Below are 20990 nucleotides of genomic sequence, written 5' to 3' on the forward strand. Positions count from 1 at the left end.
TACGACTTATACCCATCGCCAAAGCCACCACTTTTCAAAAAGAACCTTTGCGAAATGCCAGAATCGAGAAGGACGACGAATAGAAACACCCGGGCCGTCTTTAGAATAAAATCTTCCGGTAGCAAACCCAGCCTTCCGGGCGCCCACTTCCAAGAAACAGCCTCCTTCTCCACGAAACATATCCTTAGGAGTTCGAAGTGATATTTCATCCGCAATTCTGGACGCAACAATTTCGGCTTGAGCATGAGCAAAGACTCCCGCTTTCGGAAGCGGTTTACCGGAAGGAAGCGCAATTGTAGTAACGTCTCCGATCGCATACACGTTTGGAAGTGAAGTGTTTAGAGTTACCGGATCCACTTTTACCCAACCTGTTTCCGTTACAATCGGTGAATCCTTCAAAAACATCGGAGGCGAATGAGCGGGAATACCGATTAAGAGATCGAAAACGATCTTTTCCTCGTTGGAAAAAATCAATTCCTTTCGCTCTGAATCGATTTTTGTAACTGCTCTTTTATTCTGAAAAGAAATTCCCTTTTGTTTTAGAAGTTCAACGACCTGAATTCCGGCTTCCGGTCCACCCGCCGACATGGGCATCTCTTCGGGAGTTACAATCGTAATCTTTGGTTGTATTTTTCTCTCTTTAAAAAACGAATCGATCAACAATGCGGCCTCGTATGGAGCGGCGGGGCATTTGAAAGGAAGCGAAGAGATTAGGATAGTTACGTTTCCGGATGAAGAAGCGAAAAGTTTTTCTTTTGCTTTCATAACTCCGTCTACGGAATACAAATTGAATGCACCGTCTGAAAACCCTGAAATCTTTTCAGGATTCAAATCCGCACCGGGCGATAGCACGAGATAATCATAGGACAGTTCGTTTGAAATCGTATTTACGATTTTTTGATTCCAATCTATGCTCAAAACGGAATCGACGATCAGATTAACTCCTTTTGATCGTATCTTTTTTTGAAAATCGTTCGGTTTTCTTTTACCCACCAATGCCCAAAGAAGAGAAGGAGAAAACGTATGAATTTCAGAACGATCAATCATAATGATTTCGACATTCCGATTCTTTTTTCTCAATTCCCTCGCGACAACAATTCCGCCGATTCCGGCGCCAATGATTACGACTCGTTTCATCCTAATTCTCTCCTTCTTTTATCAATTCAATACCGTGATTTTTGAAATCGAGCGGACCCTGCGGAATTCGATACGCATGCAAACCCTTCGCCCTTAGAATTTCCACCGCTTCTTTGGAAAGAACACAATACTTACCTCGACAGTAGGCCACGATCTTCTTACGTTTTGGAAGCGTGTCCATTTTTGATTTGAGTTCGCTCAAAGGAATAGAAATCGATCCGGGAACGTGTCCGGAATTGTATTCGTTTTCGGGACGCACATCGAGAAGTATGATATCTTTCGAAAAAACTCGTTTTAAAAAATCCTTATATTCGAGTTCGTTTAATTCTTCTTCGGAATCAAAAAAAGAATCCATTGCCACTCTGATTTCCGCGCTATATTCTTCTCCCGTCGAGGCAAGACTCTCGAAGATCGAAATTCCCGCAGATTCGATACGATAAAAAATATTTCTCCCGTCCTTACGATCCGTTACGAGGCGCGCTTCTTTTAAGATTTGAAGGTGATGCGAGGTCGCGGCCACGCTCATTCCGATTTCCCTGGATAAAAGATCGACGTTCTTCTCGGCTTGAAGCAAAAGATCCAACAATTCGATTCGTTTTGGGTCCGAAATCGCCTTCCCGTATTTTGCCAGAACGGCATAGATAAAATTCTTAAATTCGCGACCCGATTTTTGATTTTTCATACTTCCTCAAATATTCAAACATATATTTGAATATTTGATTGACTCTGTCAATCCTATTTTTTAAATTCGAACCATGAAAGTAAGAGACAGCGGTATGCCGGAAGCAGAATATTGGGACACTCTTTTTAACGTGCCCTTAATCTTAGAAAGAATGAATTTGTTAAAAGAAATCGGAACGATCGTAGAATTCGGATCCGGCTACGGAACGTTTACGCTCCCATTGGCAAAAAATCATAAGAATCGAATCCTTGCCTTTGAGATTGAAAACGACTTAGTCCAAGAGCTTCAAGAAAAAGCAAAACGGGAAGGTTTGGATCATATCGTTCCGATCGAAAAGGACATCATTGCGGACGGAACTTCTCTCACACCGGATTCCGTGGATTATGTTATGATCTTCAATCTTTTGCACCACGAAGATCCGATCGCAATTTTGAAAGAAGCGCACCGAATTCTAAAACCGGGAGGTTATGCCGGACTCGTTCATTGGAACTACGATCCGAAAACTCCTCGCGGTCCCAAAATGGAAATTCGTCCCAGACCGGAAGAGATTTATAACCGAGCCAAAGAGACGCAATTCCAAATCGAAACGGCTCAACCGATCGACCTTCCCCCTTATCACTATGGCTTCCTCGCGCGGAAATAAAATTAGCAATCCGAATGCTGATTCTTTCCTGCATTCAGCAAAAACAAAAAGCGCGGAAAAGGCTGATCGAATCCGGCTTTGATCAGCCTTTTGCCGGATTCGATAAGAGGAGAATCGGAAAATAGGTTCTAATCGTTCGTAAGTTCGAACCAAACACCGGACTTAAGGATGAACCATGAACGAACAATGCCACTTTCTTCAAACCGTATCGGCGCTAATCCCTCACGCGCCGAAAATCTTTCTGATCGATTTTCTCAGATACTTCGTATTCGCCGGACTCGCTTTTACGGGACTTTATATCTGGAAACATCCCTTTCAACACAGAAAGATTCAGACTAAAAACGCAAAACCTTCCCAGTTTAGAAAAGAGTTTTTATACTCCGTCTCTTCGGTCGTAGTCTATACAAGCGTAACCTTGATCGTCTTGGTTCTGAAAGAATACGGATTTTTTAAGTTCTACGATAGAATCGAAGACTATGGTTGGGGTTATCTTCTCTTAAGCGTATTTCTCATTCTGTTGATCCAGGACTTTTACTTTTACTGGACTCATCGTTTGATGCATACGCGACTTTTTTTCAAAACCTTCCACAAAGTTCACCACGACTCTACGACACCTTCTCCTTGGACGGCGTATTCTTTTAGCCCTTGGGAAGCGCTCGTTCACGCAATGATCATGCCGATCGTGGTCTCCCTATTTCCGGTCCACACGCTTGCGCTCGTGATCTTTATGACATTCCAGATCATCAGAAACGTATTGGGTCATAGCGGTTATGAAATGTTCCCAAGCTGGATCCTATCCAATCGAATTCTAAAGTATATCAATACGAATACGAATCACGATATGCATCACCAATACTTTCGATATAACTTCGGACTCTATTCTACGATTTGGGATGAGATGTTCGGAACCGTTCATCCGGAATACGAACAAACATTTAAGAATATAACCGAACGAAAACCGATAAATCTTTCTCAAGAAGTTGAGACAGGATCCAATTAAGTTTTTGTGAAAAGAAATGCAGAACGTAGCCATCATCGGAATACTGATTTTGTTTAGTCTCTTTTGTCAGCAGACACAAAAATTCTACCGCGGACAAGGAATGCTGGTCGGAAAGGAAAGAGAACTGGCCGTAGACAGCGATGCGGCCGTAAAACTACTTCAGTCATCGGAAGCGGAATTGAGAATTCCATCACTCAAAGAACTTTCGTCTTTGGTAAAACGATATTCTTCCGATTACGCTACGATCTTTTTTCTAAGAGCCATCTACTCAAACCCGTTTCAGAAGCGATCCCAAAAACTATATTTGAATTTTGCCGAACGATTGAAAACATCCGGCCTCTCGAAACGAGATCTCGTCAGGCTTGACAAATTCCAATTTCTTTTTGTTCCAGGACTCGCTTATCGTCTCGACACTTCTACGGGGGCGGATTTTTCAAGACAACGCGAATGGTTTGGAAAACGAGGAATCAAAACCGTTCTTATAGAAACCGATGAGTTCGGTCTTGCTAAAAACAATGCGCTTATCATCGGGAAATATTTAGCGACTCATTCCGATAAACGCAAAATAATTTTAGTCAGCGCCTCGAAAGGAAGCCAGGACGTTCTCGCCTATCTGAATGAAATCGCTTCTCCGGAAGAAACCGCACGGATTCACTCTTGGGTCAATATTGGAGGGATCAATCGAGGAACCTTGCTTGCGGATGAATTCACAAAATTTCCGAAATCGCTGTTGGCGAAAATTCTTCTGGGATTTCGCGGGAGATCGACCGAACTCGTAAAGGATCTACAAAGAAAACAAGGTCCGATAGAATCTGGAAAATATTTTTTTCCAGACACGATTAAGGTGATTCATTTTCAGGGAGTTTTGCTGGAATCACAGGTGAACGATAGAATCCGGTCTCGTTATAAGATTTTAAAACCGTTTGGCCCGAATGACGGACTGACATTGACGATCGATTCGATCATACCCGATGGAATCGTAATCACTGAAATCGGTCTCGATCACTACTTTCAGGATCCGGAGATCGACATAAAAACAGCCGCCCTTGCCCTGCTTGCGGCGGACAATGAAACGATCTACAATAATTTAAGAATATTAAACAATTAGAATGAATTGATTTAAAAATACGATTGAGGAATAAATATGAAACTTACCGTCTTTACAAAAAGTTTAGCTTTTTTTATCGGAAATATCAAGCTACGAGGTTTTGTCCCCGTATTGGGACAAATTTTTATAACGATAACGATTTTTTTGTTCACCATCTCCTGCGCGGGAATGAGCCAACTTCAGTATTCTAAGATATACTCAAGAGCGGGATGGCAACTTCCGGAACAAGTAGTGGAAACGCTTAAAATCAAACGCGGACAAATCGTCGCAGACTTAGGCGCGGGAAACGGATATTTTACAAAGTATCTTTCCAGAGAAGTCGGTGAAACCGGAAAAGTTTATGCAATCGAAGTGGAGCCGGATTTGGTTTCAAAGCTCAAAACAAAGTTTTCCGATCACACACCTTCCAACGTTCAGATCATTCTCGGAAACGCAACAAATCCAAATCTTCCAGAAAAAGTGGATCTAATATTCTCCTGCAATACCTATCACCACATCGAGAATCGCTCCGCGTATTTTTCGGAGTTAAAAAAATTTCTCAAATCGGAAGGAAGGATCGCGATCGTCGACCACAAAGACGACCTAACCGGAATCCTTCGTGTTCTTGTAACAAAGGACCACTGGTCTCCGAGAGAAATCCTGGTAAAAGAAATGAAAGAAGCCGGCTTTGAAGAAATCGATCGTTTCGATTTTTTACCGACTCAAAATTTCTTTCTCTTTCAGATACGAAAACAAAACTGAAAATTCGACTCAGCTTGTTTTTTGAAAAAGATTTTGTTTTCGGAAATCGGAAGGAGTGACACCTACGATTTCCTTGAACGCCCGATTGAACGGGGCCAAAGATCCGTAACCGAGATCCATCGCGATTCGCAGAACTTGCAATTCGTTTTTGGAAGGATCGGACAAGATCGTCTTTGCTTCGCGGATTCGATAGTGATTTAAAAATTCGTTAAAGTTTCGATAACCCAATCCTTGGTTGATCAATTTTCTAACTTTCTTTTCGGGAACGTTCATCTGCCGAGCGAAACTTAGAATCGTGAGATTTTCTTTCAAATAGATACGCTGTATATCCAGAAGTGAATTTAAGTTTTTGAGTAGATTCTCATCCAGGGGTTCTTCATCCGCTTTTTGTTTCCGATCCGAAACCAAAAATGTGTTCTCTCTGAACTCAAAAAGTTGAAACGAGAAAAAGAAAACGAGCGCGGCGATCAAAACCGAATTCACCAAATCCAATTCGATGGAATATTCTGAATTTTTCATGATCACTTCCACCATTACGACCGAAATGGCGTAGATTCCGGTAATGGCCGCAAAGATCACACGAAATTCCCGCCTTGATTCCAAAAGATCCACATTCTTATCCCTTAAAACACCGCCTAACGCAAAAAGAATGAGCCCTAAATAGACCAATTGAGGCATACTAAATAGAATTTTAGCCGTGACTGACGTTTCATTTCGTATATTCGAAAGAATGAATATATAAAAACTAAAAAGGTTGATAAGAAAAAACAGGACCCCGTGCCAAATCCTGAATCGGAATCCGTCAGTAAACAAGCTCGAAACAAAAAGATAAAAAAGTATCGAAACGGAATAACACCCGATATGTACGATCACAAATACAAACGGATTCACTGCGACATGGGAGAGCGCGGGACATAGAAAATACGCAATCAGGCTCATGCAAAAAAGACTGCCGAGAGCGGTCTGATATGTGATTTTGATTCTTAACAAGAAGTTAAGAATCAGAAAGCCCAGCTGTGCGACCGTAATCGCTTTCAAAACAAAAATCAAATTTACTAAATCAAACATTTTTTTTCCATATCGAATTCAAATCGATTCACGATCCATCGAAGATAAGAATCTCTTTTCTTTATAAGAGCATTCAATCCGTCTTTAAAATCAATCTTACGAATCGTCGGTAAAAAAGTATAGAAAAGTAATACAAAAGAAATCCCTTTGGACCCGTGAATTTTAGCTTAAAAAAAAGAAGTGCATTCTCCGCAGACTTTCCAATTCTTCTTCCAAAACTTCGAAGGAATAGAAAGAAATATTTGAACTTTTGTTCACTTGATTCTAAAACCGTCGATTCAACGCAGGGAGAATTTTCCATGAGAGAAGTAGCGATCATCGGCGCTTACGAAACCGAACACGGAAATCACAAGGATCGAACCTTACGAGACCTTGTCACCGAAGCGGGCAATGGGGCCATCTTAGATTCTGGAATCGACCGAAAAGAAATCCAGGCCGTTTTTGTCGGCAATTACGCGGGCAACGAATTCAATCATCAGAACACGATGGGTTCCTATGCGGCCAACTTACTCGGATTAGGCGACAAGCCCGCGATCCGAACCGAAGGGGCTTGTGCTTCCGGAGGAATCGCGGTCCGTCAGGGATTCTTATCCGTCGCCGCAGGAATCTATGACACCGTTTTGATTCTCGGAGTCGAAAAAATGAACGGCCTGGATCCGGAGACTACGATGGAAATCGTCGCTCGAGGACAAGACGCGGATGTGGAAGGCGGTTATTGTATCTCCGGTCCTTCCGGTTTTGCACTCAACGCGATCCGTCACATGCACGAGTTCGGAACCACAAAAGAAATGCTTTCCAAAGTCGCGGAAAAGAATTATTATCACGGAAGTCTAAACCCATTCGCTCACAAACAAAAAGAGATTTCGTTTAACAATATCATGAGAGCAAGAATGGTCACGACCCCTTTCGGTTTTCACGACGTTTCCTTAGTTACGGATGCAAGCGCCGCGATCGTGATCACAACCTTAGACAAAGCAAAATCGATTCGCAAGAATCCGATCTCGATCAAAGGTTCCGGTATCGGAGGTGATTATTTCAACGTGGCTCTGAAAAAGGATTCCGTCAGTTTTCCCGCGAGTATTCAAGCGGCGGCGGAAGCGTTTAAAATGTCCGGTGTAAAAAGAGAAGACATCGACGTTTTGGAATGTCACGATTGTTTTACGATTACCGAAATCATCAACATCGAAGATCTTGGTTTTGTGGAAAAGGGAAAGGGCGGCACCTTTACGATGGACGGACATACTCGTCTCGGAGGAAAACTTCCCGTAAACACTTCGGGAGGACTCAAAGCAAAAGGCCACCCCGTTGGAGCCACCGGAGTCGGGCAGATCGTCGAGATGACCTTTCAACTCAGGGATCAAGCGGACAAACGTCAGGTTACAAACGCAAGAACCGCAATGACACACGTATTAGGCGGACCGGGTGCGGTCAGTTGTATTCATATTCTTCAGAGGGTTTAACAATGTCGGAAACTATATTAGAAATTTTGAAAGGAAAGAAATGCAATTCCTGCGGTTTTCAGATGACGGAACCTTCGGTCGCCTGCACGAGTTGCGGAAGTTCGGAAACTTCGGAAATTCAATTTTCAGGAAAAGGTAAGATTTATACTTACACAGTGGTTCACGTGGGCTTTGGTCATCTCGCAAAAAGAGCGCCTTATGTTTTAGCGGTCGTCGAGTTAGAAGAAGGAATCAAGACGATGGGTCTTTTAGAAGGAGAAGTCTCCGGTGTTTCCGTTACGGAATCCGTAAAAATCGATCTTCCCGTACGGTTTTTAAAAGAAGAATCCGGAACGGGATTCATCTTCACGCCGGCTTGATGGCAATCGGGGCTTGAGAAAAATCAAGTCCCGTGACAATTACCTGACAAAAAAATTCTATCGTGAAATTTCCTCTCAGGATAAGCTGGCTGCACAAATAGAGGTGATTTTCGATGAACTCCAAAAATATGATCATTTCCATCGTGATCGCTCTTACCTCTCTGGTTCTTTTTTTGAACTGCGGAGATAAGTCCGAGAAACCAGCTGAAACGTCTGCGCCTGCCGCAACCGAAACTACAGCTTCTACCCTCAGCCCCGAACTTCAAAAAGGACAGGAAATCTTTCTGCAAAACTGCGCTTCCTGTCACGGTGAAAAAGGTGCTGGAGATGGAGCTGCTGCGGCAAGTCTGAATCCGAAACCTCGTAACTATAAGGCTCCTGCCGGACAGTGGAAAAACGGAAACACCGAAACTGGAATTTTGAAAACTCTGAACAACGGGATTCCCGGTGGTCCGATGGTCGCTTACAAATTCTTAGGTGATGAGAATATCAAACTACTTGCGAAATACGTAGTTCACCTGACTCAAAACTAAGACTTCCCTTTTTGGGTCGGAGGATTTTCATTTTCCGACCCTCCTTCCGGTTTTTCGACTGGTATTTTTTATAGCCTGGAAGGAAGCTACTTTTGTGAACTCAAACATCCAGCAGACTCCCTGTGGCGAAAATTGCGGAATCAGTAGAACCTCTGCCAACGCTCAAGAAAAAAAGACTTACACCAAACTCGGAATCTTTTTGATTCTTTTTGGAATCTCATCTAAACCGAAGGAAGTTAAATTCTTCTGTAAAAAATGCGGCAAGCAATTCGACCAATTGTCGGCAATCGAACTCGGAAATTATGCGTAATTCGATTGACTTTAATAGAATTTAGCTGTTTTTAGTTGAAAGATTCCTTATGTCCGACGATTTCAAAATTTTCGTAGATCTCACCGTATCTGTTCCCATCATTCACATTGAAGGCGAGATTACTTCCGAAGCCGACGAGGAAATCGTAGGGAAGTATGAATCTATTCCCGCAGAGAAAAGAAGCAGAGTGATCTTGAACTTTCAAGGGACTTCGTATATCAATTCGGCGGGAATCGCAACTCTCATCAGTTTGATTACGAGAGCCTCCGAGACGAAAGGAAAAATCGAATTCGCTGGTCTCAACGAACACTTTAGAAAGGTGATGGATATTGTCGGTTTAACCGATTTCGTCTTGATCCACAACACTCTTCAAGAAGCTCTTAAGTAACCCAACCTTTCTTTTTAAAATCCTGGATTACGATCTCCAGATCCTCGGGCGTGTCCACGGACAATCCCGCTTCCTTTGCAAGAAAAACTCCGATTCCATAACCGGCTTCGATCGCCCTGAGTTGTTCCAACGATTCGGATTCTTCCAAATTGCTTTTCGGGAGAAAATTGTATTTTAATAAGAATTCTCGATCGTATCCGTAAATTCCCAAATGACGATAGAGTGGAACCGTTGCCTTGAACTGACTTGGTATGAGCGATCTTGAAAAGTAAATTGCCTTTCCATTCTGATCAATGATGACTTTGACTCGGTTGGGATCGCTTCCATGCGTCGGATCCAGAAGCGGAACTGCCGCCGTGCTCATCGTCCATTCCGGATGAGCAGCTTTTATACTAGCAACTCCGTCGATGAGTTCCGGTTCGATCCCCGGTTCGTCTCCTTGGATGTTTACGACGACTGGAAAGTCGGGAAATTTTTCCGCGACTTCTATGATTCGATCCGTTCCGGAAGGATGATCCGGACTCGTAAGAACACTCTTCCCTCCGAATCCGATGACGACTTCGTGAATCCGTTCGTCATCAGTCGCAACCACCAACTCGGAAAGAGTGGAAGACCGGGAGGCATTCCGGTATGTCCACTCTATCATCGTTTTATCCCCGATCTTCACGAGCGGCTTTCCCGGAAACCGAGAGCTCGCATAACGCGCCGGGATTACCCCGAGAATTTTTCTCATCAGTTGACGATAAATTCCGTAAAGTAAACTTCCTGGATCTTTCCTTCGGTAAGAATATGATTCACCTGAGCTTTGATCTCTTCCCGAAGATCCAACTGATCTTCGATATTGATCAATTCGTCTTTGGATTTTCGTCCTACGATCAAGTTGATCAAATCCCGCATCTGTGCGTTTCTTTCCGCAAGCTCCGCAGACAAGGTTTGATCTTCTTTGGCGATTCCAAAAGCCAACTTCATCTTCACGAAGTGAGCCTCTCCTTTGTCCGAAGTATTGATCCGAAATTCTTCCGTAAAATTATAGTTCGCTAATGGTGGAGGCGGTTTTACCAACGCCACGTTCTTCATCTGTTTGAATGTACTGGTTGCCGTTTGTTTTGCGACGACCATTGCAATGATGGCTACGATGATAATTCCAAAAATTGCTCCGGCTACGTAAAGAAGCCATTTGATTATGGGCGATGTTCCACCGCCGCCTTCGGCGGCGGGTAGCCCGCCTTCTTCCTCATCTATTTCCGCATCACCCATTGGTTTGCCTCCTGAATTTTGACGTTAGTTGTTCTTCCGGTTACTCGTTGCCTGGTGTAGACGACTCGGAACCGGGAATCCTAGTTTTTGGAAGTCCGAAATTGGTTTCGTATGGACTTCTCTTGGTAGACTTATCAGTCATGATTACGATATCGATTCTTCGATTGTATGCCTTTGCTTCCGGTGTTCCGGAGTATTCTACAACCAAGGGTCGGAACGCTCCAAAACTCACCGCTTGGAACCAAGAAGGATCCAATTTTTCCACGTTGATGATATAGTCCGTCGCGTTGATCGCCCTTGCTCCGGCCAAATCCCAGTTGTTGATATAAGCCCTTTCTTCTTTTCCGGGCGCGACTCCGGGGTTGACGGCGTCCGCGTCGCAGTGCCCTTCTACTCGAACAAAACGATCGAGTTCTTTGATCAAGGAACTCGCCTTCTTCAAAGCGATCTTGATCGAATCCGTAAGAACCGCAGAGCCCGGATTAAAATAATCGGCGCTGACGAGAGAGATGATCAGACCTCTTTCGTCTTCGGTAATTTTTACCTTACCCGCTTCTACCTCGGGTTTAAAAAGTTCAGTCGCGAGTTTTTTGGATTTTGAAAGTGTCTTCCCGGTCGTCTGAGAAGGAAGACTTTCAATGTTCATTCCCATTTCCTCAAGTTTCCCTTTGGAAAGAGTTTGACCTCCGTCGAAAAAACCCGTCGTAGTTTTGAATGCGGAAAGAATGATCTGCATCTCGATCGCGTTTGTCTTACCGGTAGTATAGAGCATGATGAAGAAACAAAGAAGAAGCGTCACCATGTCCCCGTAGGTAAGCATATACTCGGGGATATTCTGAATACATTCCGGACATTTTCCTTTTGCCATAATAAAAGCCCGAGTTTACTCGCTGTCGTCCTTGAGTACGTCCCTTTCCGAAGGAGGAAGAAATGAAGACAGTTTATCTTTTACAATCCTCGGATTATCCCCGGACTGAATGGAAAGAGTTCCTTCGATCATAATCTGTTTGATGGTAAGTTCGTCTTCGGATTTACGCATCAGCTTTTTCATCACGGGAATCGCGAACATGTTCGCACCCATGGATCCGTAAAGCGTCGTAATCAAAGCCGCCGCCATCCCCGTTCCGATCGCGGAAGGGTCTCCGGAACCAAGGTTCTTTAACATCTGTACGAGTCCGATCAAGGTTCCGATCATCCCGAAGGCGGGAGCCAAGGCTCCCCAGTTTTCCCACCAGGCCTTACCGTTATTATGACGCGCGGCGATGTTTCCCATCTCCGTTTCCATAATGTTACGAACCAGCTCGGGGTCGGTTCCGTCCACGACGAGAGTAATTCCTTTTCGTAAGAATTCGTCGGGAAGTTCGTTTACGTCGTCTTCCAGCGCGAGAAGACCTTCTCTTCTGGCTTTCTCCGAAAAGGAGACTAACGTTTTGATCAATTCGATGAGGTCGTGTTTTTCGGTTCTAAAAACCTTTTGAGTAACTTTTCCTACCGCGAGTGTGGATTCCCAAGGGACCGCCATGATCGTTCCCGCAGTCGCCCCTCCGAATGTAATGATGACCGATGGAATATCAAAAATGTCTATTGGGCTTAATCCTGCTGAGATAATACCGAAGATCATTAGGACAACCGCCGATCCTAAACCAACTACTGTTCCAAAATCCATAATTTTTTATTCCACCCTTTTGAACTGGTCCGGAGAAGATCCCAGAGGAAACACAAGAATCCGTTTCTTATATTCTAAAATTTTTTCGATGACTTCGGGAATGGATTCCTTTACCACAAACTTTCTATCGTTGGAAAGGGTGATCGTCGTATCAGGATTGGCTTCAAGGCATTCGATATGAGATGCGTTGAGTACGAATTCGTCCCCTTTCAGTCTGTGAAGTAGAATCAAAACAATTAGCCCTTTTTCCTCGGAGTTCTCATTCTAGTCTCGACCTGCTTCTTGATTTCGATAATGAATTTTTCCTCGGTAAATCGGCTTACGTTCTTCTGAAAATCGGCGGTTTTCCAGGAAATACGATCGGCTCGATCGATCGCCTCGTTCAAAGACTCCGCGCTTTGTTCCTGGAAGAAGATTCCCGTTTTCCCCGAGACCACGGTTTCAAGCGCTCCTCCCTTTCCAAATGCGATCACTGGAGTTTGATAGGCCTGGGCTTCGACGGGCGCGATTCCGAAATCTTCCATGCCGGGGAAGATAAAGGCTTTTGCCTTTTTGTAATATTCTAATACTTCTTCCCTTTTGAGTTGGGGAAGTACTTCGATATTCTTCGGAAGATGAGAAGTTAGCTTTTTAAACTCCTGGCCTCCTCCGATGAGGACGAGCCTCTTTCCATTCTTTCGAAACGCTTCGATCGCGAGATCGATCCTTTTGTAAGGCGCGAATGCGGAGACGATGAGATAGAAATCGTCCTTTTTCTCGGAAACAACTTTCCATTTTTCGGGAAGACAAGGTGGAAAGATAACTTTCGATTCTCTACGATAGAATTTTTGAATTCTTCTCGCGACAAACTCTGAATTGGACCAGAAAGAATCCACCCTGGAAGAAGAAGCCGCGTCCCAGGTTCTTAGATAATTGGAGATGAGTTCGAAGGCGAAAAATTTAAGACCTTTACGAGAAGGAAAGTAATCGTAGTAGAGGTCCCAAACATAACGCATCGGTGAATGGACGTAGCTAAAATGAACCGAGTCAGGATCGGTGATGACCCCTTTGGCGACACAGTGAGAAGAAGAGATAACGAGATCGTATCCTTTCAGATCCAAGGACTCGATCGCAGTAGGAAAGAGAGGAAGATACCAGCGATACTTGGAATCCTTAAAGGGAAGATTGTTTGTAAACGCGGTTGTGATCTTTCTTTGTTCGATCCGTGGATTTAATTTTCCCGGAGTGTAGAATAGAGTGAAAAGATCGGCGGACGGATAAATTTTGAAGAGAGAATCGAGGACCAATTCTCCCCCGCGCATTCCGTTGAGCCAGTCATGGATGATTGCAACTTTCATATTGGATTCATCGGCAGATTTTGGATTTCTCTGTTTAGAGAAAGTAGGAACTCCTTCGTTTGAAGTTCGATGGTCGATGGAGATTTTTTAGAAAAAGTAGGAACTCCTATTTGCGATTCGGTTTTTTTAGAAAGCGCTTATAGAAAAATTCTAACCTGTTTGTAAAGTTGTTTTGGAAAGAATGTAGGAACTCCCCTGTTTCCCTGTGATTCTGGTAAAGTGCGGGAACTCTGCGTTCGAGATTTTTCGGTAAACGCCTGATTCTAAAAAGTAGGAACTCCTTCGTTCGAAGTTCGATGATCAATGGGAATTCTTGAAAGAGTGGGAACTCCTAACTACAGCCTCAAGATGACACAAAGCAGTTGTCCCGACAAAGAATCGCCTTTCCAGATCTTCTGTCTCAAAATACGACGGGACTCAAGAATTCAGAAAATTTTTGCCGAACGATCCAGGACAAAATTCTTAAGGGACCGATTCGAGATTCAGATTCTCATCACGCTCGCAAAGAAGAATTGAATTCTATTCTAAATTTATCTGAGAGATTTTTGTAAAAAAAGAATCCGCTTCCACCGGACTTGCAAAGAAATGAACTCCTTCCACAATCTTTCCGTCAGCAAATTTCCAGAGGACGCAGACGAGATGATTCAAATTGATTCCATCTTCTCGATTTGTAAAAATGTGTTGGCTTTCGATAACGTAATCATCGTTCGCAGAAACGATCAGTTTTTCGGCTTTCACGTTTGATTTGCCCATGACGGAACTCATCGTATCAAAAAAATGAATCACTTCTTCAAAGCCATTCTTCATTCCGCTATAAGGATGTTGTCCGGGAAAACTCCACTTTGCATCTTGAGAAAGAACTTTCTTTAAGGACGTCCAATCTCTTTGCACATACGCGTCGAAAAATCGATCGATGATTTCTAAATTGGGATGTTTCAAAGTAGGATCTCCTTTTATTCGATAAGAATCAAGAGATCAGAAAATTCTTATTTTTAAAAAACTTTTTTCAACCTAAAGTTCATTTTTAGTCGCTTCGACATAAATGAATTTTCGAAATCCAGTTGCTACGGACTTAAAGTCCGTTCCATTTTAAGATCGGAAATCCTATATTCCAAAAGTCTGATAAAAACTGAGCGCGAACGAAGAGAAAAAACTTCAGAGTTTCCCGAAATAGTAATCATTCCCGACACTTCCGATAAGAGTCGTTCTCCGATACAAATTGATCGTAAAGGGAGCGGGTGCGGAACGTTCCAATTTACGATAACCTTCCGTATAACGTCGAGCGTCGTTTCCAAAAATTCTCGCGTCGGTAAGGAGTTCCATAATATTATCGTAAGTTTCGGGCGAATGAATCATCTGAGGAATCGTTCCACGATTGGATTTTAATTTCTCAGAAATCTCATAGAGGTTTGTAAAAGAAGCGCGTATGTCTTCTCGATTCTCGCGAATCACTCCCGTAGAGGCGGCGAAAAAATCTTCGAAGTAATCCGCCGACGGAAGAAAGTCGGGAGCGTGTTGTTCGTCTTCGAGATAAGTAGGCTGGAAGAATGTAGTATCTTCCTTCTCCGAAGAACCCGGATCGATGTCGATCGTTCTTCCGGAAAGAATCGTATTCGTCTGAAACGTAATCTTATAATTGTCCCAGAGCGTGATCGGTTCCTTGAGTCGAATCACGATCTCGATCGCTTTTGTTTGATCCTTATTTAAGAATCTCTGGTCCCCCACTTCGTCGATCGGAACGACATCCAGGCTTCGAACGATTCCCCTCTCGACTCCCAGAATTCGAACCGGCGCACCCGGATGAATTCCTTCCAGACGAGGATAATAGATCTTCATAGTGTAAGGATAGTCGTCTATGGTTCCGGCTTTTTCAACCACGGCCATATACATTCCAAGGGAGAATCCTAAGAAGAAAATGACGCCCGTGAGGATCGTTGTGTGCTTTGAGAGATTCATAAACGAATTGGTATATTTATAAGATCGGTATTAGATACTTCGCTTTCCAAGAAGGAATTCTTTTTTTGAAAAAATAATGTCCCAAGAAGAATTCTCTCCGCCGAAAAAGCACCGGATCCTATGACCAAAAATTCTTCCCTTACGATTAGAGTTCCTTTGTATTCCGGAAGAATGCGGGAACTCCCCTTTTTTTGAGCGCCTCCGAGAGAACGGCCGCCTTTCGAATCTTCAGATTCTCCCGACTTGCAAATCCTTTCTAAGAATGAGAAGTTACGAACTTCAAAAACAAGCTGTACTTTAGAAAGAAATTCCCGATATTGGAATCAGAGAAGAAATTTACCTCAAGATTTGACTATGAGACATAATCTGATTGACTTTCTAAGAGAATTCGTGCAGAAAAGGAGAAACATTCTCCTCTTGGCTCTTCTGATCTGCATTTTGAGCATGGGGGTGATTCTCGGATTTCGTTTTCAAGGAATTCCCCGAGAACTGAATAAGTTAATCATAACGGGGCACGAAAAGCTCAAAACGGAAGAAATCGTCAGAATGCTTGAAATTCAGCCCGGAACCTCCTTCGATACTCTGGACTTGGATCTTCTGGAAAAAAAACTCTCCAGGTATCCGAGAGTCAATTCTGCCCGTATCACAAAAAAGTCGGAAGACCAACTCCTCATCGAACTCACCGAAAGAAAAGCTTCCTTCATCGTAAACTCGGACGGACATCTCTACGAGATCGATTCCGAACACAGAGTTCTCTCTAAAGACGACGTCCGTGAAAAGGACCTCTGCGTTCTTTCCGGAAACTTTCCCGTAAAAAACGGATTTATCCAAGACGCAAGCTTTCGAGATCTTTATAATTCCGTAGAACAGGCTTTTAGAATGTATCCGGCTCTCAAGCCAAGAATCTCCGAAGTTCTTCTTCAAGAAGACGGAGAAATTTTTTTCTTCGCGGACGAACCGATTCAGTTAAGAATTCAGATCGGAACCCTTCTTCACAGGGATCAGATTCGTAAACTCTACGCAATATTAGCATATTTTGAAAAAGATAAGATTCAATCCGAGCTCGTAGATATCAGAGGAGAAGACGCCGTCTATCACTGAAATGCTGGAACCAAGAGATAGAATCATCGCCGCTCTGGATCTCGGGACTTCTTTGACAAAAGTAGTCGTGGCCCGACCTATCTCCGAATACGAAGTCGAAATCATCGGAACCGGAGCCTATCCTTCTTCGGGAGTTAAAAACGGATCCATCATCAATATAGAATCCACGACCCGTTCCATCATCGAAGCCGTGAGCGAAGCTGAACTCATGTCCGGACAAGAGATCACTTCGGTCGCGGTCAATATCACAGGGAAGACCGTCAAAGCCGATAACTCCAAAGGAGTCGTCGCAATCACAAACCGCGATCGAACCGTAGCCGAACCGGACGTGGTACGAGTGATCGAAGCCGCACAAGCGATTCGAGTTCCGGCGGATCAACAGATTCTTCACGTTCTTTCCAAGGAATTTTCCGTGGACGATCAGACGAGTATTCGGGATCCGATCGGAATGACCGGAGTTCGTCTGGAAGCGGAAGTCCATATCGTCACCGCGGGTATAACAGCAATTCATAATTTAGAAAAGTGTATTGAATCTTCGGGACTTCATTGTGAAGTGATGATTCTTTCCAGTCTCGCTTCTTCCGAAGCCGTTTTGACCTCGGGAGAAAAGGATCTCGGAACCGCAGTTCTTGATATCGGCGCGGGAATCTGCGATCTTATCATCTACGTTGACGGAGGAATTTCTTATTCTTCCGTGATTCCTTTTGGAGGAATCAACGTCACGAGCGATATCTCGATCGGTCTCAAAACTACATTAGAAACTGCTGAACTTCTCAAAAAAAGATACGGACATACCATTCTTTCCGAAATCGATCCTACGGAAACGATCGAAATTCCACCGATCAGCGGAAGACCCGCGAGACAGGTTCTCAGAGAAGAATTGGTTGCAATCATAGAACCGAGGATGAGAGAAATTTTTGAGATGGTGGATAAGGAACTCGTAAAGTCCGGTAAAAAAGGACTTCTCGCGGGCGGAGTGATTCTTACGGGAGGAGGAAGTCTTCTCGAAGGAATCGACACCCTCGCAGAAGACGTGTTTCGTCTAACGGCATCCAGAGCCCGACCGGGCGGGATCAGCGGACTCGCAGAAAAAGCCTCCTCGCCCGAATTCTCCACCGTGATCGGAATGATCAAATACGCAGATAGAATGACGGACATGGATCAGAAATCCGTGGACCGATCGGAAGGTTGGACGAAAAAAATCAGACGATGGATCGAAGAGAATCTTTGACCGTCCTCCAAAAGGAAAATACGATGATCCGTTTTGAAGAAGAAACAAAAACAAGTCCCGCAGTTATAAAAGTTTTCGGAGTAGGCGGAGGCGGAATGAACGCCGTCACGCGGATGTCCAATTCCACTCTCAAAGGAGTCGAGTTCGCGATTCTCAACACCGACGAACAGGTGTTACTCCGCTCTCCCGTGGAAAATAAAATCATCTTAGGAACCAAGATCACTCGCGGAATGGGCGCGGGCGGCGATCCCGAACTCGGCTACAAGGCCGCGGAAGAAGATAAGGAAAGAATTCAGTCCGTCGTGAGAGGAGCTGATATGGTCTTTATCACAGCGGGAATGGGCGGCGGAACCGGAACAGGCGCGGCTCCGGTGATCGCAAAGATCGCAAAAGAAATGAAATGTCTCGTGGTTGGAGTGGTGACTCTTCCCTTTTCCTTCGAAGGAAGAAGAAGAATGGAACTCGCTCGTAAAGGAATCGAACAACTTCGTTCCCACGTCGATACTCTGATTCTTATCAACAACGATTCTATCTTTCGAGTTGTGGACAAATCCACTCCGATCGATCTCGCCTTTCAGGTGATAGACGATATTCTTCTCAACGCAGTGAGAGGAATCAGCGATATCATCAACAATCCCGGTTTGATCAACGTTGACTTTGCCGACGTAAAGACTATCATGCGCGATACGGGCGACGCCGTTATGGGAGTCGGTGAAGGAAGCGGAGAAGGAAAGGTAAAAGAGGCTGTGGAATTTGCGATCAACAATTCGTTGTTAGACTCTACTTCGATCGCGGGAGCTTCTTCGCTTCTCATCAACGTTTCCGGCGGAAAGGATCTTACGATCTCCGATTGGAACGAAGTTTCAGGAATCATTACTTCTCAAGTCGATCCGAACGCGAACATTATCATCGGCCTTCACGAAGACGAAAGTCTCGCGAACAAAATCCGGGTCACCGTGATCGCGACCGGCTTTAGTAAACGTAATCCTTCCGGTAAACTGATTCAAAATCAGGATCTCAATACAAGAGTTCAGGAGAATTACGGCTTTCAGAGAAAGGCGGTGGGAATGGAATCACCTAACGAGAGAAAGGAGTTCCCACAAGAAGATCAGGGAGAATCGCTTCGACCAAATCCCGGTTCTTTGAGGCTTCGTTCGTCTAACGCACCTAAGTCGGAAGACTACGACATTCCCGCTTATTTAAGAAGAAACAATAGTCCGAATTAGGCGGTCCGGGGAGTTCCTACTTTTTGTAGGATTCTTCAATGATTCTTTCTCGTAACTGTTACAATAAAAATGGCCCGAAGATCTCGGGCCTTTTTTGTTTTTCTATGGAAAGAATCGTTTTTCCGTATTTTATCGGATACGGACTTTAAGTCCGTTTTCAATCTTTTTTTAAAAGACTTTAATTTGTCGTTAGAAGCTAAAAGAGGGAGTTCCTACTTTTCTTCTTCCTTACCGAATTGTTTGCATTCTTTCAAATCCAAAAACTTTTCCTTTCCAAGTTCGCACTGAACCTGTTTCAAAGTTTTATCCGACATACAACGCAAAACAATCGCCCGGGACATATCCGGCTGGAGAATTTGCTTTAACATTAGCTGTTGCATTCCAGGCGGAATTTCAGTTTCGGAGGCCTGAGCAATCAACTTCACATTGTGCATTTGGTTTTCGACGCACTCTTCTTCGTTAGGAGTCTTTCTACAATCCAAGAAAAAGAGAAAACAAAATGAGAATATAGAAATAAGAAAAGCGGACTTGCGCCCGCTTTTCATACATTGAATCAATTTCAAAGGAATCGATTACTTTGCGTTGCTTTCGTCAACCGCGAAAGTAGCTTCTACTCTCTTTCTAAGTTCTCTCAGGTAGCTTTTTTTAGCTCCGTTGATCTTCATAGCTTCTTCGTAGAGTTTAATAGCTTTTTCGAAATCACCGGTTGAAAAGTAATAAGTTCCGAGGTTTGCTTTCGCTCCCCAAGACTGACCCTTAGCTTTTTTATCGGCTTTTTCCCACGCTTCTTTTGCTTTTTTGAAACTTGGAGTTTCACCTTGGATTTCTTCGTAACCTTCAGTAAGAAGTTCTTTTACTTCTTCATCTTCGTCTTTTACGAAAATTTCGATCTTCTCAGTCTTAACGATCGGAGAAAGTCTTCCTTTGATGTAACCAGCAGCTTCGTCCAAACCTTGTCCGAAAGAATCCAGAATAGAAGGACACTCTAAGTTTCCAACGCTGTTGAAGATTTTTGCAGGATTAGAAACCACTGCTTTTTTCACTTCTCCAGTCTCTACTTTGATCAGAGTTGCATCGAGAGGGATCAACATGTAACGAACGCCGGTAGGCTTAGAAACTGGATCGTTTCCAGTGTTCACTTCTTTTCCAGTCGCCATAGAAGCCGCGAAACCCGCAACTTTCATTCCAGCAGCAACCATATCGATTTTGTTTTCGCTACCACACTCAGTGTAAGGTTTTTGATATCCAATGTAAAGAATCGCTTCCGCACCGAGAAGATTTCCGATCTTTGCTCTGGACTTAGTAATACCAGTAAGAGAAAGAGTAGCTTCGTTGAGAACGTCTGCGCGTTTGCTGAGGTCGATCAGTTTGTAATAAGATTCTTTGTCGAATGCTTCGAAAACCTTAGCTGGCATTTGATCGATAAAGCTAGAACCTTCTCCGAAGATCGCTTCCCAAAGACTTTTCTTTGGAGGCTCAACTGCCAATCCTACGTTACGAATGGTTCCGAGGAATTTTTGAAGGGCACGGCCTTCTTTGTCTTTCGGGAATACCGGATATTCTACATCGACTGTGTCTGCGCAATTTCCTAAGAACATAAGGAGAACTAACACAGAAATTAGAGAAGATAATTTTCTCATGGAAAGTAATACCAATCCTGTTTTGATTTTGGGGGTAAGGGCTTATTTAAAACTCGAAATAAATCGTGTCAATATATTTTAAAACACAGGCTTGCAATTTGAATCAGGACCGATTTCTTATCTTGTTTTTTTGATTGTAGCAAGACT

Annotated in this window: 25 protein-coding genes; 12 read left to right on the plus strand and 13 right to left on the minus strand. The window is 43.7% G+C overall.

Annotated features, from left to right (window positions below; all coding sequences use genetic code 11):
• Positions 1-6: 6 nt before the first annotated feature.
• Both A0128_RS16295 and A0128_RS16300 read right to left on the minus strand, forming a co-directional pair.
• Positions 7-1137: an NAD(P)/FAD-dependent oxidoreductase gene (locus A0128_RS16295; RefSeq protein ID WP_069608472.1), complete on the minus strand. Its 1131-nt coding sequence runs from the start codon at positions 1135-1137 to the stop codon at positions 7-9.
• Between the two features lies 1 nt (position 1138).
• Positions 1139-1819, minus strand: coding sequence for an ArsR/SmtB family transcription factor (locus A0128_RS16300; RefSeq protein ID WP_069608473.1), 681 nt, complete (start codon positions 1817-1819; stop codon positions 1139-1141).
• Between the two features lie 94 nt (positions 1820-1913).
• Between A0128_RS16300 and A0128_RS16305 the strand changes: the two genes are divergently transcribed.
• The 4 genes from A0128_RS16305 (at position 1914) to A0128_RS16320 (ending at position 5311) form a co-directional block, all read left to right on the plus strand.
• Positions 1914-2462 carry a class I SAM-dependent methyltransferase gene (locus A0128_RS16305; RefSeq protein ID WP_245667165.1) on the plus strand — a complete coding sequence of 183 codons (549 nt, stop codon included), beginning with the start codon at positions 1914-1916 and terminating at the stop codon, positions 2460-2462.
• A 175-nt stretch (positions 2463-2637) separates the two neighbouring features.
• A complete protein-coding gene (locus A0128_RS16310; protein WP_069608475.1) occupies positions 2638-3462 on the plus strand; it encodes a sterol desaturase family protein in 825 nt (274 codons plus the stop codon).
• Between the two features lie 16 nt (positions 3463-3478).
• Entirely contained in the window at positions 3479-4570 is a 1092-nt protein-coding gene (locus A0128_RS16315; protein WP_069608476.1) for a hypothetical protein, read from the plus strand.
• Between the two features lie 36 nt (positions 4571-4606).
• Positions 4607-5311, plus strand: coding sequence for a class I SAM-dependent methyltransferase (locus A0128_RS16320; RefSeq protein WP_069608477.1), 705 nt, complete (start codon positions 4607-4609; stop codon positions 5309-5311).
• 9 nt (positions 5312-5320) lie between these two features.
• Here A0128_RS16320 and A0128_RS16325 read toward each other — a convergent pair whose 3' ends face one another.
• A complete protein-coding gene (locus A0128_RS16325; protein WP_069608478.1) occupies positions 5321-6379 on the minus strand; it encodes an AraC family transcriptional regulator in 1059 nt (352 codons plus the stop codon).
• A gap of 299 nt (positions 6380-6678) precedes the next feature.
• Here A0128_RS16325 and A0128_RS16330 point away from each other — a divergent pair, with 299 nt between their 5' ends.
• From A0128_RS16330 to A0128_RS16350, 5 genes are all read left to right on the plus strand, one after another.
• A complete protein-coding gene (locus A0128_RS16330) occupies positions 6679-7839 on the plus strand; it encodes a thiolase domain-containing protein (protein WP_069609355.1) in 1161 nt (386 codons plus the stop codon).
• 2 nt (positions 7840-7841) lie between these two features.
• Positions 7842-8198 carry a Zn-ribbon domain-containing OB-fold protein gene (locus tag A0128_RS16335; protein ID WP_069608479.1) on the plus strand — a complete coding sequence of 119 codons (357 nt, stop codon included), beginning with the start codon at positions 7842-7844 and terminating at the stop codon, positions 8196-8198.
• Between the two features lie 113 nt (positions 8199-8311).
• Positions 8312-8731 carry a c-type cytochrome gene (locus A0128_RS16340; protein WP_069608480.1) on the plus strand — a complete coding sequence of 140 codons (420 nt, stop codon included), beginning with the start codon at positions 8312-8314 and terminating at the stop codon, positions 8729-8731.
• A gap of 94 nt (positions 8732-8825) precedes the next feature.
• Complete coding sequence (locus A0128_RS16345) at positions 8826-9041, plus strand: hypothetical protein (protein WP_069608481.1); 216 nt, start codon at positions 8826-8828, stop codon at positions 9039-9041.
• A 49-nt stretch (positions 9042-9090) separates the two neighbouring features.
• Positions 9091-9429 carry an STAS domain-containing protein gene (locus tag A0128_RS16350; protein ID WP_069608482.1) on the plus strand — a complete coding sequence of 113 codons (339 nt, stop codon included), beginning with the start codon at positions 9091-9093 and terminating at the stop codon, positions 9427-9429.
• Here the strand turns inward: A0128_RS16350 and kdsB are convergent.
• The 8 genes from kdsB to A0128_RS16395 all read right to left on the minus strand — a co-directional run bounded on the left by kdsB (position 9422) and on the right by A0128_RS16395 (position 15645).
• Positions 9422-10162, minus strand: coding sequence for a 3-deoxy-manno-octulosonate cytidylyltransferase (gene kdsB, locus A0128_RS16355; protein ID WP_069608483.1), 741 nt, complete (start codon positions 10160-10162; stop codon positions 9422-9424). The genes A0128_RS16350 and kdsB overlap by 8 nt on opposite strands.
• Positions 10162-10686 carry a flagellar basal body-associated FliL family protein gene (locus A0128_RS16360; protein ID WP_010573664.1) on the minus strand — a complete coding sequence of 175 codons (525 nt, stop codon included), beginning with the start codon at positions 10684-10686 and terminating at the stop codon, positions 10162-10164. Before A0128_RS16360 ends, kdsB begins: the two co-directional genes overlap by 1 nt.
• Positions 10687-10726: 40 nt before the next feature.
• A complete protein-coding gene (gene motB / locus A0128_RS16365) occupies positions 10727-11554 on the minus strand; it encodes a flagellar motor protein MotB (protein ID WP_069608484.1) in 828 nt (275 codons plus the stop codon).
• 15 nt (positions 11555-11569) lie between these two features.
• Positions 11570-12352 (minus strand): motility protein A, encoded by a 783-nt coding sequence (locus tag A0128_RS16370; protein WP_069608485.1) that lies wholly within the window; start codon positions 12350-12352, stop codon positions 11570-11572.
• Positions 12353-12358: 6 nt separating this feature from the next.
• Complete coding sequence (locus A0128_RS16375; RefSeq protein WP_069608486.1) at positions 12359-12583, minus strand: flagellar FlbD family protein; 225 nt, start codon at positions 12581-12583, stop codon at positions 12359-12361.
• A 5-nt stretch (positions 12584-12588) separates the two neighbouring features.
• On the minus strand, positions 12589-13689 hold the full coding sequence (locus A0128_RS16380) for a glycosyltransferase (RefSeq protein ID WP_069608487.1): 1101 nt from the start codon (positions 13687-13689) through the stop codon (positions 12589-12591).
• A 519-nt stretch (positions 13690-14208) separates the two neighbouring features.
• Positions 14209-14628 carry a nuclear transport factor 2 family protein gene (locus tag A0128_RS16390; protein ID WP_069608489.1) on the minus strand — a complete coding sequence of 140 codons (420 nt, stop codon included), beginning with the start codon at positions 14626-14628 and terminating at the stop codon, positions 14209-14211.
• Between the two features lie 216 nt (positions 14629-14844).
• Complete coding sequence (locus tag A0128_RS16395; RefSeq protein ID WP_069608490.1) at positions 14845-15645, minus strand: MlaD family protein; 801 nt, start codon at positions 15643-15645, stop codon at positions 14845-14847.
• A gap of 354 nt (positions 15646-15999) precedes the next feature.
• On the opposite strand from A0128_RS16395, the gene A0128_RS16400 reads away from it, so the two are divergent.
• The 3 genes from A0128_RS16400 to ftsZ are packed head-to-tail and all read left to right on the plus strand — an operon-like array spanning position 16000 to position 19203.
• Complete coding sequence (locus tag A0128_RS16400) at positions 16000-16746, plus strand: cell division protein FtsQ/DivIB (RefSeq protein ID WP_069608491.1); 747 nt, start codon at positions 16000-16002, stop codon at positions 16744-16746.
• 1 nt (position 16747) lies between these two features.
• On the plus strand, positions 16748-17977 hold the full coding sequence (gene ftsA / locus A0128_RS16405) for a cell division protein FtsA (RefSeq protein WP_069608492.1): 1230 nt from the start codon (positions 16748-16750) through the stop codon (positions 17975-17977).
• Between the two features lie 23 nt (positions 17978-18000).
• A complete protein-coding gene (gene ftsZ / locus A0128_RS16410; protein WP_069609356.1) occupies positions 18001-19203 on the plus strand; it encodes a cell division protein FtsZ in 1203 nt (400 codons plus the stop codon).
• A 212-nt stretch (positions 19204-19415) separates the two neighbouring features.
• Here the strand turns inward: ftsZ and lep are convergent, their stop codons facing one another.
• On the minus strand, positions 19416-19748 hold the full coding sequence (gene lep, locus A0128_RS16415) for a LipL41-expression chaperone Lep (protein WP_069608493.1): 333 nt from the start codon (positions 19746-19748) through the stop codon (positions 19416-19418).
• A 27-nt stretch (positions 19749-19775) separates the two neighbouring features.
• Positions 19776-20843: a lipoprotein LipL41 gene (locus tag A0128_RS16420; protein WP_069608494.1), complete on the minus strand. Its 1068-nt coding sequence runs from the start codon at positions 20841-20843 to the stop codon at positions 19776-19778.
• Positions 20844-20990: the final 147 nt, after the last annotated feature.

The sequence above is a fragment of the Leptospira tipperaryensis genome, assembly GCF_001729245.1.
Lineage (GTDB): Bacteria > Spirochaetota > Leptospiria > Leptospirales > Leptospiraceae > Leptospira > Leptospira tipperaryensis.

Excerpts from the sequence above, each read along its gene's own strand:
- ftsZ (WP_069609356.1), top strand. The coding sequence starts at position 18,001 with ATGATCCGTTTTGAAGAAGAAACAAAAACAAGTCCCGCAGTTATAAAA.
- kdsB (WP_069608483.1), bottom strand. The coding sequence starts at position 10,162 with ATGAGAAAAATTCTCGGGGTAATCCCGGCGCGTTATGCGAGCTCTCGG.
- A0128_RS16305 (WP_245667165.1), top strand. The coding sequence starts at position 1,914 with ATGCCGGAAGCAGAATATTGGGACACTCTTTTTAACGTGCCCTTAATC.
- A0128_RS16340 (WP_069608480.1), top strand. The coding sequence starts at position 8,312 with ATGAACTCCAAAAATATGATCATTTCCATCGTGATCGCTCTTACCTCT.
- A0128_RS16320 (WP_069608477.1), top strand. The coding sequence starts at position 4,607 with ATGAAACTTACCGTCTTTACAAAAAGTTTAGCTTTTTTTATCGGAAAT.
- A0128_RS16400 (WP_069608491.1), top strand. The coding sequence starts at position 16,000 with ATGAGACATAATCTGATTGACTTTCTAAGAGAATTCGTGCAGAAAAGG.
- A0128_RS16300 (WP_069608473.1), bottom strand. The coding sequence starts at position 1,819 with ATGAAAAATCAAAAATCGGGTCGCGAATTTAAGAATTTTATCTATGCC.
- A0128_RS16380 (WP_069608487.1), bottom strand. The coding sequence starts at position 13,689 with ATGAAAGTTGCAATCATCCATGACTGGCTCAACGGAATGCGCGGGGGA.
- A0128_RS16370 (WP_069608485.1), bottom strand. The coding sequence starts at position 12,352 with ATGGATTTTGGAACAGTAGTTGGTTTAGGATCGGCGGTTGTCCTAATG.
- lep (WP_069608493.1), bottom strand. The coding sequence starts at position 19,748 with ATGAAAAGCGGGCGCAAGTCCGCTTTTCTTATTTCTATATTCTCATTT.
- ftsA (WP_069608492.1), top strand. The coding sequence starts at position 16,748 with ATGCTGGAACCAAGAGATAGAATCATCGCCGCTCTGGATCTCGGGACT.
- motB (WP_069608484.1), bottom strand. The coding sequence starts at position 11,554 with ATGGCAAAAGGAAAATGTCCGGAATGTATTCAGAATATCCCCGAGTAT.
- A0128_RS16395 (WP_069608490.1), bottom strand. The coding sequence starts at position 15,645 with ATGAATCTCTCAAAGCACACAACGATCCTCACGGGCGTCATTTTCTTC.
- A0128_RS16315 (WP_069608476.1), top strand. The coding sequence starts at position 3,479 with ATGCAGAACGTAGCCATCATCGGAATACTGATTTTGTTTAGTCTCTTT.
- A0128_RS16325 (WP_069608478.1), bottom strand. The coding sequence starts at position 6,379 with ATGTTTGATTTAGTAAATTTGATTTTTGTTTTGAAAGCGATTACGGTC.
- A0128_RS16420 (WP_069608494.1), bottom strand. The coding sequence starts at position 20,843 with ATGAGAAAATTATCTTCTCTAATTTCTGTGTTAGTTCTCCTTATGTTC.
- A0128_RS16360 (WP_010573664.1), bottom strand. The coding sequence starts at position 10,686 with ATGGGTGATGCGGAAATAGATGAGGAAGAAGGCGGGCTACCCGCCGCC.
- A0128_RS16350 (WP_069608482.1), top strand. The coding sequence starts at position 9,091 with ATGTCCGACGATTTCAAAATTTTCGTAGATCTCACCGTATCTGTTCCC.
- A0128_RS16330 (WP_069609355.1), top strand. The coding sequence starts at position 6,679 with ATGAGAGAAGTAGCGATCATCGGCGCTTACGAAACCGAACACGGAAAT.
- A0128_RS16295 (WP_069608472.1), bottom strand. The coding sequence starts at position 1,137 with ATGAAACGAGTCGTAATCATTGGCGCCGGAATCGGCGGAATTGTTGTC.
- A0128_RS16310 (WP_069608475.1), top strand. The coding sequence starts at position 2,638 with ATGAACGAACAATGCCACTTTCTTCAAACCGTATCGGCGCTAATCCCT.
- A0128_RS16335 (WP_069608479.1), top strand. The coding sequence starts at position 7,842 with ATGTCGGAAACTATATTAGAAATTTTGAAAGGAAAGAAATGCAATTCC.